Source organism: Dietzia sp. UBA5065 (assembly GCA_002415925.1).
Lineage (GTDB): Bacteria > Actinomycetota > Actinomycetes > Mycobacteriales > Mycobacteriaceae > Dietzia.
In genome coordinates, this window is sequence record DIAZ01000083.1 from 17,560 (window position 1) to 32,202 (window position 14,643).

At 71.6% G+C, this 14,643-nt stretch carries 15 protein-coding genes; 10 read left to right on the top strand and 5 right to left on the bottom strand.

The window, feature by feature from the left end; translation table 11 throughout:
• Positions 1 to 1,101, top strand: a 1,101-nt coding sequence (locus B4M60_RS06165; RefSeq protein WP_291081293.1) for a Stk1 family PASTA domain-containing Ser/Thr kinase, incomplete at its 5' end; no start/stop codon positions are given.
• Positions 1,102 to 1,116: 15 nt separating this feature from the next.
• On the opposite strand, the gene B4M60_RS06170 is transcribed toward B4M60_RS06165, so the two are convergent.
• Positions 1,117 to 1,797, bottom strand: a complete 681-nt coding sequence (locus B4M60_RS06170; RefSeq protein WP_291081295.1) for an aminodeoxychorismate/anthranilate synthase component II — start codon at positions 1,795 to 1,797, stop codon at positions 1,117 to 1,119.
• 88 nt (positions 1,798 to 1,885) lie between these two features.
• On the opposite strand from B4M60_RS06170, the gene crgA reads away from it, so the two are divergent.
• The gene (gene crgA, locus B4M60_RS06175) at positions 1,886 to 2,152 is read left to right on the top strand and encodes a cell division protein CrgA (protein ID WP_291081296.1); all 267 of its coding nucleotides are present in this window, start codon (positions 1,886 to 1,888) and stop codon (positions 2,150 to 2,152) included.
• A 336-nt stretch (positions 2,153 to 2,488) separates the two neighbouring features.
• Positions 2,489 to 2,959, top strand: coding sequence for a PH domain-containing protein (locus B4M60_RS06180; protein WP_291081298.1), 471 nt, complete (start codon positions 2,489 to 2,491; stop codon positions 2,957 to 2,959).
• Here the strand turns inward: B4M60_RS06180 and B4M60_RS06185 are convergent.
• Both B4M60_RS06185 and B4M60_RS06190 read right to left on the bottom strand, forming a co-directional pair.
• A complete protein-coding gene (locus tag B4M60_RS06185) occupies positions 2,949 to 3,683 on the bottom strand; it encodes a rhomboid family intramembrane serine protease (protein ID WP_291081300.1) in 735 nt (244 codons plus the stop codon). The genes B4M60_RS06180 and B4M60_RS06185 overlap by 11 nt on opposite strands.
• A gap of 85 nt (positions 3,684 to 3,768) precedes the next feature.
• Positions 3,769 to 4,299, bottom strand: coding sequence for a peptidylprolyl isomerase (locus tag B4M60_RS06190; RefSeq protein ID WP_291081302.1), 531 nt, complete (start codon positions 4,297 to 4,299; stop codon positions 3,769 to 3,771).
• Positions 4,300 to 4,370: 71 nt separating this feature from the next.
• Between B4M60_RS06190 and B4M60_RS06195 the strand changes: the two genes are divergently transcribed.
• The 5 genes from B4M60_RS06195 (at position 4,371) to B4M60_RS06215 (ending at position 9,581) form a co-directional block, all read left to right on the top strand.
• Positions 4,371 to 4,997: a hypothetical protein gene (locus B4M60_RS06195; protein WP_291081304.1), complete on the top strand. Its 627-nt coding sequence runs from the start codon at positions 4,371 to 4,373 to the stop codon at positions 4,995 to 4,997.
• Entirely contained in the window at positions 4,994 to 5,491 is a 498-nt protein-coding gene (locus B4M60_RS06200) for a GNAT family N-acetyltransferase (RefSeq protein WP_291081306.1), read from the top strand. Before B4M60_RS06195 ends, B4M60_RS06200 begins: the two co-directional genes overlap by 4 nt.
• A 41-nt stretch (positions 5,492 to 5,532) precedes the next feature.
• Complete coding sequence (locus tag B4M60_RS06205) at positions 5,533 to 6,852, top strand: TrpB-like pyridoxal phosphate-dependent enzyme (protein ID WP_291081308.1); 1,320 nt, start codon at positions 5,533 to 5,535, stop codon at positions 6,850 to 6,852.
• A gap of 51 nt (positions 6,853 to 6,903) precedes the next feature.
• Complete coding sequence (locus B4M60_RS06210) at positions 6,904 to 7,833, top strand: SDR family oxidoreductase (protein WP_291081310.1); 930 nt, start codon at positions 6,904 to 6,906, stop codon at positions 7,831 to 7,833.
• An 83-nt stretch (positions 7,834 to 7,916) separates the two neighbouring features.
• Complete coding sequence (locus tag B4M60_RS06215) at positions 7,917 to 9,581, top strand: alpha/beta hydrolase (protein ID WP_291081312.1); 1,665 nt, start codon at positions 7,917 to 7,919, stop codon at positions 9,579 to 9,581.
• Between the two features lie 7 nt (positions 9,582 to 9,588).
• Here the strand turns inward: B4M60_RS06215 and B4M60_RS06220 are convergent, their stop codons facing one another.
• Positions 9,589 to 11,454: an ABC transporter ATP-binding protein gene (locus B4M60_RS06220; protein WP_414646751.1), complete on the bottom strand. Its 1,866-nt coding sequence runs from the start codon at positions 11,452 to 11,454 to the stop codon at positions 9,589 to 9,591.
• A gap of 229 nt (positions 11,455 to 11,683) precedes the next feature.
• Between B4M60_RS06220 and B4M60_RS06225 the strand changes: the two genes are divergently transcribed.
• Both B4M60_RS06225 and B4M60_RS06230 read left to right on the top strand, forming a co-directional pair.
• Positions 11,684 to 13,171: a fatty acid desaturase gene (locus B4M60_RS06225; protein ID WP_291081314.1), complete on the top strand. Its 1,488-nt coding sequence runs from the start codon at positions 11,684 to 11,686 to the stop codon at positions 13,169 to 13,171.
• A gap of 42 nt (positions 13,172 to 13,213) precedes the next feature.
• The gene (locus B4M60_RS06230; RefSeq protein ID WP_291081316.1) at positions 13,214 to 13,849 is read left to right on the top strand and encodes a TetR/AcrR family transcriptional regulator; all 636 of its coding nucleotides are present in this window, start codon (positions 13,214 to 13,216) and stop codon (positions 13,847 to 13,849) included.
• A gap of 27 nt (positions 13,850 to 13,876) precedes the next feature.
• On the opposite strand, the gene B4M60_RS06235 is transcribed toward B4M60_RS06230, so the two are convergent.
• The gene (locus B4M60_RS06235) at positions 13,877 to 14,575 is read right to left on the bottom strand and encodes a PaaI family thioesterase (RefSeq protein WP_291081318.1); all 699 of its coding nucleotides are present in this window, start codon (positions 14,573 to 14,575) and stop codon (positions 13,877 to 13,879) included.
• Between the last annotated feature and the right edge of the window lie 68 nt (positions 14,576 to 14,643).

The following is a 14,643-nucleotide window of genomic DNA, read 5'->3' on the forward strand; positions in this document are numbered from 1 at the left end:
TACGGCTCGGGCCGACCGGACTGGGGCCCCTCCGACGCCCCGACCGAGGCGCACCCGCTGCCCGGACCGGCCGCGGGCGCGGGCGCGGGGACCGCCGTCGCGGCCTCGCGGACCGCCGCCGCCCGGAACGGTGGCCCGGACGGTCGACGGGACCGGCCCCGCGGCGTGACGATCGCCGCGGCGGTCCTCATGGTCCTGGCCATGGTCGCGGGCGTGTCGATCTGGGCCACCTCGGGCCGCAGCGGCGACGTCGCGCAGGTCCAGGAGATCACGATCCCCGAGGTCGCCCAGCGCCCGGCGGGTGAGGTCGTCGCCGAGCTCACGGCCCTCGGGCTCGTGCCGGTCCAGATCCCCCGGCCCGACCCGCAGATCCCCGAGGGGCACGTGGTGTCCTCCGACCCCATCGCGGGCAAACGGCTGCCGGTGGGATCCGAGATAGTCCTCGTGGTGTCTACGGGCAAACCGATCCTCTCCGTGCCCAACGTCATGGGGATGTCGCCGGCCGACGCGCGCCGGACCCTCGAGCAGGCCGGGTTCCAGGTGACACCGGAGAACGAGGCCCGTCCGTCCACCGCGGAGGACCTGGACAAGGTGGTGGGGACCGATCCCGGGCCCGGAGCGCAGGTGCCCTCCGACCGGCCGGTCAGGCTCACCGTGGGTTCGGGTCCCGAGCAGATCCTGGTCCCGGGCGTCGTGGGCCAGCCCATCGACTCCGCCCGCGCCACGCTCGAGTCCGCCGGCTTCCGCGTGGACACCAGGCGCGTCGACGGCACCGCCCCGGAGGGCCAGGTGGTGGAACAGTCCACCTCCGCCGGGCAGTCGCAGCTCAAGGGCGCGACCATCACGCTCCAGGTCTCGGCGGGCAACCGCTTCCCCATGCCCAACCTGGTCGGTGACACCGTCCCGGACGCGCTGGCCGAGCTCGAGCGGGCCGGGTGGCGGGGCGGCCGCGCCCAGCTGGTCGAGCTGCCGCAGAACGATCCCGACCTCAGCCGGGTCGGCAGGATCTACTCCCAGCAGCCCCCGGTCGGCGAGGCCGGCGTCAACGACCAGGTGGTGGTGCGGGTGATCCGCTTCGGCCTCGTCCCCGGACCGGGCTGACCCGGCCGGCGGGGCTCAGGCGAGCGCGGCGCCGCGGGCCCGGTCGAGCTCGGCCTCGAGACGTGCCACCAGCGTCTCGGACGGGCGCTCCCCGCACATCCCCAGCCAGGTGGCCAGCATCCGGTGGCCGCCGTCGCTCATCACGGACTCGGGGTGGAACTGCACCCCGTGGATGGGCAGATCCCGGTGCCGCATCGCCATGATCAGCCCCGACTCGGTCCACGCCGTGGGCACGAGCTCGGCGGGCACCGTCTCGGGCAGCACCGTCAGCGAGTGGTAGCGGGTCGCCGTGAACGGGCTGGGGATGCCCGCGAGCACGCCCGAGTCGTCGTGGGTGACCTGGCTGGTCTTACCGTGCATGAGCTCGGCGGCCCGGTCGACGGTCGCCCCGAACGCCTCGCCGATCGCCTGGTGGCCCAGGCACACCCCCAGCACGGGGACGCCGGCCCGCCCGCACACGCCGATGAGCGGGATCGTGGCCCCCGCCCGGTCGGGCGTTCCGGGCCCGGGGCTGAGCAGGACGCCGTCGTACTCCCGGATCACGCGCTCCAGCCCGGCCGGGTCGTAGCGGCCGTCCGGGCCCGCGAGTCTCTCGTCGTCGTTCCGCCACACGTCACACGCCGCGCCCAACTGCCCGAGGTACTGAACCAGGTTGTAGACAAAGCTGTCGTAGTTGTCGACCACGAGGATGCGCATAGATGCAGCGTACTGCCGTCCGCGGGATGAACGCCCGGCGCCGGGCTTGGTAGAGTGACCCGGACATCCCCCAGCAGTCGAGGACTCCATGCCCAAGTCAAAGGTCCGGTCGAAGACCGAGTACACCGACGCCGCCGTCAGCCGCACCCCCGTCAAGGTCAAGGGCACGCCGACGTCGCGCTGGTACCTCATCACCATGTTCGCGCTCATGCTCCTCGGGCTGGCGTGGCTGGTCGTGTACTACCTCGCGGGCGAGAAGATCCCGTTCATGGCCGACCTCGAGACGTGGCAGAACTTCGCCATCGGCTTCGGCCTGGCCGTGGTCGGACTGCTCATGACCATGAACTGGCGGTAGTACACCGCCTCTGCCGGACCGCGAGTCACGGCAATCCACAGCGTTCTCCACAGGTCACCCCCCGCACACTGCGGGGGGTGACCTGCATTTTTCTCAGGATTTGACATCGGTGCAGGTCACACCGGTCGGCAAGCTGAGTGAGCGGCGTTCACCTGAGCCCGGCGGGCCCCACACAGGCTGTGGACAACTCCCTCCACACTGGGGATAACCACGAGGGGACGACGACGAGGACGACGTCGCAGGTCGGGGTCCCGTCGCTTCGAACGCGGATCGAACTCCACCGTTGTCATTCATCCACAGTGTGGATAACGCCTGTGGATGGGGGAGGATGGCGGCATGAGTGGTGGAGCGACGGCGGACGGTGCGCACCGGGCCGCGTCCTGGTCGCCGGGAACGGTGTGGCCGACGGTGCAGATCGCGCTCGGGATCGTGGCGGTGGTGGCCGGCGTCTCCACCGGGGACCCGCTGGGGCTCCTGCTGACCGGGCTGCTGGCGCTCCTGCTCATCCCCGCCGGCGCCCTCCAGTTGCTGCGCCGCCCGCGGATCGAGGTGGTGGACGGGCTGCTGGCCGTGAAGAAGCTCGGCGGGGTGCTGTTCGTGCCGCCGGCGCAGATGGTGGAGATCAGGACGCTCGGGGTCGCGCGGTGGGGGGTGCGCCAGCACCTGATGCGACTCGAGTACGTGGACGACCGCGGACGCGAGCAGCTCGACGTGTTCACGCGGGGCGACCTGGGGGCCGACCCGCGCGAGGTCGCGGAGGCCCTCATCGGGATGGGTTTCGGGGGGCCGGGCGAGCTCAGCCGGTGACGATGAACCCCAGGGTCATGGAGTCGGCGGCGTACCAGCCCGCGGCCGCGACGAGCGCCGCCACCACCACATAGCCGAGCCAGGACACGGTCTCGCGGGTCCCGCGGCCCGCGCGGGCCGGCAACCCGCGGGGCAGCACGACCAGCGCGAACGCCGCGAGCGCCCCCACCGCGAGGCCGCCGAGGTGCGCGGCGAGCGAGATCCCGGGGATGAGGAAGCTCACCACGACGTTCAACGCCAGCAGGATCCCGATCCCCCTGGCGTCCAGGCGCATCGACACCGCGACGATGGCGTACGCGCCCATCAGGCCGAAGATCGCACCGGACGCCCCGGCGGTGAGGGCGTCCTGGCCGAAGAACATCACCGCCACGGATCCGCCGAGCGCCGAAACCAGGTACAGCGCGAGGAACCGCGCGTGACCGATGCTGCGCTCGATCCCCATCCCGAGGATCCACAACATGTACATGTTGAGCAGGAGGTGCATCGGGCCGAAGTGCTGGAAGGCGGAGGTGAGCAGCCGCCACCACTCGTCCCGCACCACCACCACGGGCGGGTAGAGCGCGGTGGCCTCGAACAGCGGCGACGCGTTGTTGGCGAGGAGGCTGCGGGCCTGCGCCGCCGTGGCCGCGTAGACGGCGACGTTGGCCGTGATGAGCCACGCGGTCACCGGCTGGAGGCGGAAGAAGCGCGAGATGGCGCCACCGCCGTGGGTCTGGGTGCTCATGGGGTCCTGGCCGATCGGGCTGACAGACCGGCGGCGCGGGACCGGTTCCCCCGGTCCCGCGCCGCCGGTGCGGACGGATGGTCCGTCAGGAGATCTCGATCGACTCGATCACGACGTCCTCGACCGGGCGGTCCATGGCGCCGGTCTTGGTGGTGGCGATGGCGTCGATGACCTTCTGCGAGTCCGCGTCCGCGACCTTGCCGAAGATGGTGTGCCGGTTGTTCAGGTGCGGCGTGGGGCCGACGGTGACGAAGAACTGCGAACCGTTGGTCCCCGGGCCGGCGTTGGCCATGGCCAGCAGGTAGGGCTCGGAGAACTGCAGCTCGGGGTGGAACTCGTCCTTGAACTGGTAGCCCGGGCCGCCGCGCCCGGTGCCGGTGGGGTCTCCGCCCTGGATCATGAAGCCGGAGATGACGCGGTGGAAGACCGAGCCGTCGTAGAACGGACCGGTCTTCTCGCCCTTGGCGTTGGCCTGGGAGTAGTCCTTCGACCCGTCGGCCAGGCCGACGAAGTTCGCGACCGTCTCGGGTGCGTGGTTGCCGAACAGCTCGACGACGATGTCGCCCTTGTTCGTGTGGATGGTTGCCGTCTGCGTTGCGATGCTCACGCGCTCCATCCTGCCACGCCCCCGCGGGCGATGTCGGCGAGGAGGTGGTCGGCACCCGGGGCCTGTGCCACCATCTACCCATGAGCAGACGAAGCGACCGCGCCGCCGAGCGAGAAGCAGTGAAGCAGGCCGAGAAGGAGATCCGGGCCGCCAGGACCGCCGCCCGCAAGGCGTTCGATCTCAAGGACCCCCGGTTCCTCGGCGAGGCCGCCCTCGCCGCCACCCGCGGGCCCGTGGGCCTGGCCCTCTTCGGTGCGAGCCGCGGCCTCCAGGTGGTGCGTGACCGTCGCGCCGAGCAGGCCGAGATCCTCGGCGGCCTCGCCGCGGACGCCAGGCAGCACGCCGAGGCGCTGCGCGAGCAGACCTCCGCCCTCGCCCAGCCCCAGGCCAAGCGCAGCCCGATGCGGCGCTTCGCCCCGCTGTGGATCGTCGGCCTCGCCGGTGGGGCCGCGGTGGCGGGCGCCACCGCGTACTTCCTCCGCGGCCCCGGTCCGTCGGCGCCGGCTCCGGCCCCCGCGGCCGCGCCGGCCGAGACGGGCGAGACGGGCGAGGACCTGACCATCGACTCCCCCGATCCCGAGGGACCCGCCGACCAGGACGCCGACACCTCGCCCGCCGCCGGCAGCGCCGTCCCGGGTGCGGCGGCCGGTTCCGCGCCGCAGCCGTCGGACGACGTGCCCGGCGACGGGTCCACGACCGGCGAGTGACACGCGGGGACGAGCCGAGCGACCACCCCGACCTCAGGCTCCTCGCCTCTCCCCTGGCCGGGTTGGGCCCGATGGACGTCCACGCGCTGTACAAGCTGCGCGTGGACGTCTTCGTCGCCGAGCAGGAGTGCCCGTACGCGGAGATCGACGACGTCGACGCGGACCCCGGGACCACCCACCTCCTGGCCTGGACCCCGGGCGACGCGGGTGAGCCGGACCGGCTCGTGGCGACCCTGCGGGTCTTCGGCCCCGACGACCACGGCGGGGCCATGCACCTCGGGCGCGTGTGCACGGCACCCGGATGGCGGGGGCGGGGGATCGCCGCCCGGTTGATCCGGCGGGGCCTCGCACTGTGCGGGGAGCGGCCCGTCGAGATCGGCGCGCAGGCCCATCTGGAGGGGTGGTACGAGCGGTTCGGCTTCGTCCGCAGCGGCGAGGACTACCTCGATGAGAGGATCCCCCACCTGCCCATGCGGCGAGACCTCCTAGGATGAGACGCGGCTCACCCCCCACACACACCCTCCGAGGACACCACATGACGACAGACGCGTCCGGCTCGCTGGTCAAGGCAATTCTCCCCGAGAGCGAGATGCCGACCCATTGGTACAACATCCAGGCGGACCTGCCCGAGCCGATGGCGCCGCACCTGCACCCCGGCACCAGGGAGCCTCTCGGTCCCGAGGATCTGGCGCCGCTCTTCCCGATGGCGCTCATCGAGCAGGAGGTCACGCCCGAGCGCTACGTGGAGATCCCGGAGGCCGTGCAGGAGATCTACCGGCTGTGGCGTCCCTCGCCCCTCATCCGCGCCCGGCGCCTCGAGAAGGCGCTCGGCACGTCCGCACGGATCTTCTACAAGTACGAGGGCACCAGCCCGGTCGGGTCGCACAAGCCCAACACCGCCGTGGCGCAGGCCTACTACAACGCGGCCGAGGGCATCACCAAGCTCACCACCGAGACCGGGGCCGGCCAGTGGGGGGCCTCCCTCGCGTTTGCCGGTCAGGCCTTCGGCATCGAGGTGGAGGTGTGGCAGGTCAAGGCCTCGTTCGAGTCCAAGCCGTACCGCCGGATGCTCATGGAGACCTTCGGCGCCACGGTGCACCCGAGCCCCTCCGACCTCACCGAGGCCGGCCGGTCCTTCCTGGCCAAGGATCCCGAGACCCCGGGGTCGTTGGGCATGGCGGTGTCCGAGGCGGTGGAGGTCGCGGCCGGCGACGCGGAGTCCCGGTACTCGTTGGGTTCCGTGCTCAACCACGTGTGCCTGCACCAGACGATCATCGGCGAGGAGGCGCTCAAGCAGCTCGAGATGTTCGGCGAGGGCGCGCCCGACTACCTCTTCGGTTGCGCCGGAGGCGGCTCCAATCTCGCCGGCCTCGCGTTCCCGTTCATCCGCGAGAACCTGGCCGGGGCGCAGACCAGGGTCGTCGCCGTGGAGCCGACGGCTTGCCCGTCCATGACCGAGGGCGAGTTCCGATACGACCACGGTGACGTGGCCGGGCTGACGCCGCTCATGAAGATGTACACGCTCGGCCAGGACTTCGTGCCCGACCCCATCCACTCGGGCGGCCTCCGCTACCACGGGATGGCGCCGCTGGTCAGCCACGTCAAGCACCTCGGCCTGCTCGACTCCATCGCGGTGGAGCAGAACGTGGCGTTCGCCGCCGGAGTGGAGTTCGCCAAGGCCGAGGGCATCGTCCCCGCCCCCGAGTCCACCCACGCGATCGCCGGCGCGGTGGCCGAGGCCCGCAAGCACACCGGCGAGGCGGGTACCGGCCCGTCCATCGTGATCGGCCTGTCCGGACACGGCTTCCTCGACCTCCCGGCCTACGAGGCGTACGTCCGCGGCGAACTCGGCTGACCAGCCCGCACACCACTCCACCCGATCCCCTCCCGACCCCAGGAGCACCTCATGGCCCACACCATCGACTTCACCGATCGCGTCGCGATCATCACCGGCGCCGGCGGCGGCCTCGGCCGCGCCTACGCCCTCGCGCTGGCCGAGCGCGGCGCCAAGGTGGTCGTCAACGACCTGGGCGGCGACGTCCACGGCGAGGGCGGCACCGCCTCGGCGGCCCAACTCGTCGTGGACGAGATCACCGCCGCCGGCGGCCAGGCCATGGTCGACGGCAACGACATCACCGACGAGGCCGCGGTCGACGCCCTGGTCTCCTCGGTGATCGAGAAGTGGGGACGCATCGACGTCCTCATCAACAACGCCGGCATCCTGCGCGACAAGTCCTTCGCCAAGATGTCCACCGACGACTTCCGCAAGGTCCTCGAGGTGCACCTCATGGGCTCGGTCAACTGCACCAAGGCCGTCTGGCCCCACATGGCCGAGGCCGGCTACGGCCGCATCCTCATGACCACCTCCACCTCCGGCATCTACGGGAACTTCGGGCAGTCCAACTACGCCGCCGCCAAGTCCGGCCTCGTCGGCCTCATGAACGTCCTGGCCATCGAGGGCGCGAAGAAGGACATCAGGGTCAACGCCATCGCCCCCACCGCCGCGACCCGCATGACCGAGGACCTGCTCCCCCAGCAGGTGCTGGACATCATGGGCCCGGAGACCATCGCCCCCGGCGCCCTGTTCATGGTCAGCGACCAGGCCCCCACCAAGACCATCCTCGGCGCCGGCGCGGGCGTGTTCGCCGTCTCCCAGATGGTCGAGAGCCGCGGCGTCTACCTCCCCGACGGTGCCCGCACCCCCGAGGTCGTGGCCGAACGCTGGAACGAGATCGCCGACCTCACCGACGCCCAGCCCCTCGAGTCCGCCTTCGAGCAGACCTCCAAGTACGCCGCCCTCGCGGCCCGCGAGCTGGGCCTGAACCTGGAGAGCTGAGCCCTCGGCGCGTGCGCGGAGGCAGATATGCTTCGTGCACGCGCCGGGCGGTCCGCTCCGGTCACGAGCCACTTGGACGGACGATGCCCACCTCCCCCGCCGCGGTCCGGATCCGCGAGTACGCACGATCGCTCCACCCGGCCGGGCTCACGCTGGCGCTGCTGTTCTTCGTCTGGTCCATGACGCCGTCGCTGTTGCCCCGGGCCTGGTACCTGCAGGCGCTGGCGACGGGCATCAGCCTCGCGACCGGATACGGCCTGGGTTGTCTGCTCGCCTGGGCGGTCCGGTCCTGCGGTGTCTCCCCGGACGTCCCCGCGCGACTCCGCCGGATCGGCTGGTGGGCGCTCGCCGCCGCGGCGGCGGTCACGGTGCCGACGTTCCTGGTCCTGGGCTCGTGGTGGCAGCAGATCACCCGGGACCTGGCGGGGGTCGAGCGCATCGACCGGGCCAACTACCTGCTGGTCCTGGTGCTGGCCGTGGCGGTCGCGGCGCTGCTCCTCGCGGCGGCGCGCGGGATCCGGCGGGGCACCGCCGCGCTGACCCGGGTCGTCGCGCGCCGTGTCCCGACCCCCGTCGCCCGGCTGGTGGCCCTGGTCCTGGTGGCGGTGATCGCCGTGCTGTCGGTCAACGGTGTGGCCTACCGCGGCCTGCTCGGGGCGGCGGGGAGGATGGCCGCCGCCGCGGACAACGGCACCGCCGACGGCGTCTGGCGGCCCGACGCCCCCGAGAGGTCCGGCTCGCCGGCGTCCACGCAGCCGTGGGAGAGCCTGGGCAAGGAGGGGCGGACGTTCGTCGCGGGCGGGCCCTCCGCCGCACGGATCGCCGAGGTGACCGGGCGACCGGCGCTCACCCCGATCCGCGTCTACGCCGGGCATGACGCCGCCGCGACCATCGAGGAGGTCGCCGACCTGGTGGTGGACGAGCTCGAGCGCACGGGGGCGTTCGACCGGTCGGTCGTGGCGGTGGCCACCACGACCGGCCGCGGCTGGGTCAACGCCGGGGTCGCCGCGGGACTCGAGTACACGGCCGGGGGCGACTCCGCGATCGCCGCCATGCAGTACTCGTTCCTGCCCAGCCCCCTGTCCTTCCTCGCCGACCGCGAGTCGCCGCAGATCGCCGGCCGCGCCCTGTTCGAGGCCGTGGAGCGGGCCGTGCAGGACCGTCCCGAGGGCGAGCGCCCGGAGCTGGTGACCTTCGGCGAGAGCCTGGGGTCGTTCGGCGGCCAGAGCGCGTTCGGGGGAACGCAGGACATGGTGGCCCGGACCGACGGCGCGCTCTGGGTGGGGACGCCGAACTTCTCCCCGCAGTGGGCCTACGTCACCGCCCACCGCGACCCCGGTTCCCCGGAGCGGCTCCCGGTGGTGGACGGCGGCGAGCACGTGCGATTCGCGGCGGGCGGACCGGACCTCGACCTCGAGGGCGCACCGTGGGGCTCGCCCCGGGTGGTGTACTGGCAGCACGCGTCCGACCCGATCACCTGGTGGTCGTTCGACCTGCTGCTGCAGCGGCCGGACTGGCTGCGCGAGCCCCTCGGCCCCGACCTCGACCCCGGTGTGCGGTGGATGCCGTTCGTGACGTTCTGGCAGGTGACCCTGGACATGGTGTTCTCGGCGGACGTCCCCGACGGTCACGGGCACTCCTTCGGCCCGGACGCGGCCTGGATGTGGGCCGCGATCCTCGATCCCCCCGGGTGGACCGGTCAGGACACCGACCGGGTCGCGGCGGCGATCGCCGCGGGCGCGGTCTGACCGGCCGCTACTCCTGGTCCGCGAACTGCGTCTCGTAGAGCTCGGTGTAGCGGCCCCCGGCGGCCAGCAGCTCGGCGTGCGTGCCGGACTCCACGACCGTTCCCCCCTCCAGGACGAGGATGCGGTCGGCCGCCCGGACCGTGGACAGCCGGTGCGCGATCACGAGCGAGGTCCGGTGGGACATCGCCTCGCCGAGGGCCTCCTGGACGGCGGACTCGTTGGTGGAGTCCAGCGCGCTGGTGGCCTCGTCCAGCACCACGACGGAGGGTTCGGCGACGAGCAGCCGGGCGATGGTGAGACGCTGGCGCTCGCCGCCGGAGAGGCGGTAGCCGCGGTCACCGATCACGGTGTCCAGGCCGTCCGGGAGCGAGTGGACCAGGTCCTCCAGCCGGGCCCGCCGCAGCGCGTCCCAGACCACCTCGTCGGTGACCTCGGGCCGGGCGAAGGTCAGGTTGGCCCGGATCGTGTCGTGGAAGAGGTGGCCGTCCTGGGTGACCATGCCGACCGTCCGGCGCAACGACGACGAGGTGACCTCGCGCACGTCGAGACCGGATACCCGGACCGCACCGGAGTCCACGTCGTACAGCCGCGGGAGCAGTGACGCGATGGTCGACTTCCCGGCGCCGGACGACCCGACGAGCGCGACCATCTGCCCCGGGTCGGCCCGGAAGCTGACCCCGTGGAGGACCTCCTGCCCACCCCGGGAGTCGAGCACGGCGACCTCCTCGAGCGAGGCCAGGGAGACCTTGTCCGCCGAGGGGTAGGAGAACCGGACGTCCTCGAACTCGATGGTCACCGGGCCCTCCGGGATGTCCACGGCGTCCGGGGAGTCCTTGAGCAGCGGTTCCAGGTCCAGGACCTCAAAGACGCGCTCGAAGCTGACGATCGCGGTCACCACGTCCATGGGCGCGTTGGCCAGCGAGGTCAGCGGGCCGTACAGGCGGGTGAGCAGGAGGGCCAGCGCCACGACGGAGCCCGCGTCCATCCCGCCGTTGAGGGCGAACCATCCGCCCACGCCGTAGACCAGTGCCAGGGCGAGGGTGGAGACCAGGGTCAGGGAGTTCATGAACACGCTCATGAGCAGCGCCGTGCGGACGCCGATCCCCCGGACCCGGCCGGCGCGCGAGGCGAACTCGGCCGACTCCGCCTCGGGGCGGCCGAAGAGCTTGACCAGCGTGGCGCCGCCGGCGTTGAAGCGTTCCGTCATCTGGTCGTTCATCGAGGCGTTGAGGTCCGAGGCCTCGCGACGGAGGCGGGCGAGGCGCCGGCCCACGTACCGGGCGGGGAAGAGGAAGACCGGCAACAGCAGGACCGACATCACCGTCAACTGCCAGTTGAGCCCCGCCATGACGATCAGCGTCAACACCAACTGGACGAGGTTCGACACCACCCCGGAGAGGGTGTCGGAGAACGCGCGCTGGGCGCCCATGACGTCATTGTTGAGCCGGCTCACCAGCGCACCTGTCCGGGTGCGCATGAAGAAGGCGACCGGCATGGTCTGGACGTGGTCGAAGACCGACCTGCGCAGGTCCAGGATCAGACCCTCACCGATGCGGGCGGACCACAGGCGGGTGACGACGTTGTTGACCGCCTCGACCAGACCGATCACGGCGATGGCCGCGGCGAGCAGGAAGATGACGCGCACCTCGGCCCGGTCGACGATCGCGGTGACCACCCGGCCCGCGAGCAGCGGGGTGACCACGGCGAGGGTGGCACCGAAGACGGACAGGATGAGGAAGAGGACGATCAGCCGGGTGTGCGGGCGGGCGAACCGCCCGATGCGGCGGAAGTTCTCGCGGGTGAAGACGCTTCGATCCAGTGAGATGTTGGTGTTCTCGGCCCGCATGAGCGTACGCATGGCGGCCTGCTGCATTGTCACGTCGTCGACTCCTCTGACGCCGGGAGAGGAGTCCCGACGACCGGTCGGTACAACCCGGCCCACCGCCCACTTATTCCGGCCCGGCCCCGTGGTCGCGAGGCTCGTCGCCGTCGCTCGTGGACAAAATCCCGGCGCTTGTCTAGACACGACGCCGTCTTTTGTCTAATCTGGTCTCCACACAGTGGCATACGCCACACTCATGTCGATCTTCGGAGGTCGTCCGATGTCCAGCACCGAGTACATCCGCCAGGCCGGGGGGGCGGACGCCCACGACGCGCACCACCACCACGCCGACGTCGAGCCGTACGCCTGGACCGACGCCAAGCGGTACCTGTGGCTGCTCGGGCTCATCCCCGCGATGGGCCTGTTCCTGTCCATGCCGTTCGTCGCGGGGTTCAACGCCCTGGGCTGGGGGCCCGCCGCCACCGTCGCGTGGTTCCTGCTCCCGGTCCTGGTCTACGTGGCGATCCCGCTGGGCGACCTCGCCGTGGGCGCCGACGGGCAGAACCCGCCGGACGAGGTGATGGACCGGCTCGAGGCGGACCCGTTCTACCGGTGGTGCACCTACCTGTACATCCCCTTCCAGTACGCGTCCCTCATCGCGGCCGCCTACCTGTGGTCGGCCGACGACCTGTCGTGGCTGGGCTACGACGGGGGCCTCGGGATCGCCGCCTCCATCGGCGTGGCCTGGACCGTCGCGATCACCGGCGGGATCGGGATCAACACCGCACACGAGCTCGGCCACAAGATCGCGGGCAGCGAGAAGTGGCTCTCCAAGGTCGCGCTCGCCACCACCGGGTACGGCCACTTCTTCATCGAACACAACCGGGGCCACCACGCCCGCGTCGCGACGCCCGAGGATCCCGCCAGCTCGCGGTTCGGCGAGTCGTTCTGGGCCTTCCTGCCGCGCAGCGTGGTCGGGTCGCTGACGTCCGCCTGGCGGCTCGAGAAGGAGCGGCTCGGCCGCCTGGGCAAGAACCCGTGGACCATCCGGAACGACAACCTCAACGCCTGGCTCATGACCGTCGTGCTGTTCGGCGGGCTGATCGCGGTGTTCGGGTGGGAGATCGCCCCCTGGCTCGCCGTCCAGGCCGTCTTCGGGTTCTCGCTGCTGGAGGTGGTCAACTACCTCGAGCACTACGGACTGCTGCGCCAGAAGACCTCCGCGGGCCGCTACCAGCGCTGCCGCCCGGAGCACTCGTGGAACTCGGACCACCTGGTGACCAACATCTTCCTCTACCACCTCCAGCGTCACTCCGATCACCACGCCAACCCCATGCGCCGCTACCAGGTGCTCCGCAGCTTCGAGCAGGCCCCCCAGCTGCCGTCGGGGTACGCCACGATGATGGTGCTGGCGTACGTGCCGCCGCTGTGGCGCAGGGTCATGGACAAGCGCGTCCTGGCCCACTACGGGGGTGACATCTCCCGCGCCAACATCCAGCCGTCCAAGCGCGACAGGATCCTCGCGCGGTACGGGGCCGGACCGACCGCGGTCGCCGAGCAGGTGCTCCCGGACACCGACATCGCCCCCGACCAGACCTCCCCGACCGGGGAGTACGTGTGCCCCAACTGCGGACACCACTACTCGGAGACCGCCGGCGAGCCGCGCGAGGGCTTCCCGGCCGGCACCCCCTGGTCCGCGATTCCCGACACCTGGCGGTGCTCGGACTGCGGCGTGCGGGACAAGGTCGACTACCTCCCCGTGCGGTAGCCGCGCCGCGCGCGGCAGGGAGGATCAGGAACAATGGAGGCCATGTCACTCAGCCGCCCGTCCAGCGACCGGCGCTCCCCCGGCGACGCCCGCGGGGAGCGCCGGTCGCTGCGGTCCACCGTGTTCGACGCCATGCACGAGCTCCTGGGCTCGCGCGACTGGTCGGCGGTCACCATGTCCGACGTGGCCAAGGCGGCCGGGCTGAGCCGTCAGACGCTGTACAGCACCTTCGGCAACCGCCAGGGCCTGGCCCAGGCCTACGCTCTACAGCTGTCTGAGACGTTTGCCGGGGAGATCCGCGACTCCATCGACCGACATCCCGGTCAGATCGAGGTCGCGCTGCACGAGGGGATCAACGGGTTCCTGCTGTCCAGCCGGCGCGATCCGCTGGTCCGCGCCCTCCTCACCGGGGACATCAAGCCGGACCTGCTGCGCCTGATCACCACCGAGGCCGGGCCGCTCATCGAGCGCGCCACCGAGGTCCTCACCCCGGCCCTGTCGGAGAGCTGGATGCGGATCGAGGTGTCGCAGGCCAGGCTGGCGGCCTCGATCATCGCCCGGATCGGGATCAGCTTCATCTCACTGCCGCCGAACGATCCCGACCAGTTGGCGTCGGGCCTCACCGCGGTCATCGCGCCCTACCTCCAGAAGGTCGTGCAGGTCGAGGTCCAGGGCTGACACCTTCGGCTGACCACGGGTGGCTGACTACGGGCCGTCTCCGATGGTCGAGCGTTGGTCGGGCCTGCCCGGCACGGGGACGCTGGCCTCGAGGAAGAGCCCTCGCGCCTCCACGCAGAGCCGCTCCCCCGCGTGGATCGTCGCGTGGGTCCAGGTCTTGCGCCCGTCGACCTCCTGCACCCAGGCCCGGAACCGCAGCGGCTGGAGCAGGGGGGTCGGCGAGCGGTAGTCGATCTCGTAGTGCGCGGTCATCCCGTACCGGCCCCCCCAGTGGTTGGCGAAACCCATCATGTGGTCGATGATCAGCGCGCTGATCCCGCCGTGGACGCATCCCGGCGGGCCCTGGTAGGCGAGCCCCAGGGTCAGCTCCGCCCTCACCGATCCGTCGTCGTGGGCGTGGAAGTGCACCGGCGGGGCGATCGGATTCTCCTGGCCGCCCACCGGGTTCGCCCGCCGGGACCCGGCACCGGTCCACATGGTGGCCAGTCGCGTGGCGGGGTCCGGAACCCTCGGCTCGAGCAGCTCGGCCACCTCCTCCAGCCGGTCGGCGATGTCACCCAACTCCACCTCCGAGTGGGCGAGTCCGGAGATCGCGTCCCTGATCCTGCGGAGGGCCGCCACCGAACGGTCCAGCTCCGGGTCCGCGGGGGGGAGGTCCGGGACCGGGATCGGGTCGAACGACTCGCCCAGGAGTTCCCGCATGCTGTGGAGCTGAAAGTTGTCCACGGCCTCGTGGCGGGGGAGGGGTCCCCGGTGTGTCGAGGGACCATCGCTGTCGCTAGCCATACACTCAA

What these genes read in the sequence shown, in the direction of transcription:
- B4M60_RS06205 (WP_291081308.1), top strand. Translation starts at nt 5,533, where the DNA reads ATGACGACAGACGCGTCCGGCTCGCTGGTCAAGGCAATTCTCCCCGAG.
- B4M60_RS06225 (WP_291081314.1), top strand. Translation starts at nt 11,684, where the DNA reads ATGTCCAGCACCGAGTACATCCGCCAGGCCGGGGGGGCGGACGCCCAC.
- B4M60_RS06210 (WP_291081310.1), top strand. Translation starts at nt 6,904, where the DNA reads ATGGCCCACACCATCGACTTCACCGATCGCGTCGCGATCATCACCGGC.
- B4M60_RS06195 (WP_291081304.1), top strand. Translation starts at nt 4,371, where the DNA reads ATGAGCAGACGAAGCGACCGCGCCGCCGAGCGAGAAGCAGTGAAGCAG.
- B4M60_RS06215 (WP_291081312.1), top strand. Translation starts at nt 7,917, where the DNA reads ATGCCCACCTCCCCCGCCGCGGTCCGGATCCGCGAGTACGCACGATCG.
- B4M60_RS06230 (WP_291081316.1), top strand. Translation starts at nt 13,214, where the DNA reads ATGTCACTCAGCCGCCCGTCCAGCGACCGGCGCTCCCCCGGCGACGCC.
- B4M60_RS06190 (WP_291081302.1), bottom strand. Translation starts at nt 4,299, where the DNA reads ATGGAGCGCGTGAGCATCGCAACGCAGACGGCAACCATCCACACGAAC.
- B4M60_RS06170 (WP_291081295.1), bottom strand. Translation starts at nt 1,797, where the DNA reads ATGCGCATCCTCGTGGTCGACAACTACGACAGCTTTGTCTACAACCTG.
- crgA (WP_291081296.1), top strand. Translation starts at nt 1,886, where the DNA reads ATGCCCAAGTCAAAGGTCCGGTCGAAGACCGAGTACACCGACGCCGCC.
- B4M60_RS06180 (WP_291081298.1), top strand. Translation starts at nt 2,489, where the DNA reads ATGAGTGGTGGAGCGACGGCGGACGGTGCGCACCGGGCCGCGTCCTGG.
- B4M60_RS06220 (WP_414646751.1), bottom strand. Translation starts at nt 11,454, where the DNA reads ATGCAGCAGGCCGCCATGCGTACGCTCATGCGGGCCGAGAACACCAAC.
- B4M60_RS06185 (WP_291081300.1), bottom strand. Translation starts at nt 3,683, where the DNA reads ATGAGCACCCAGACCCACGGCGGTGGCGCCATCTCGCGCTTCTTCCGC.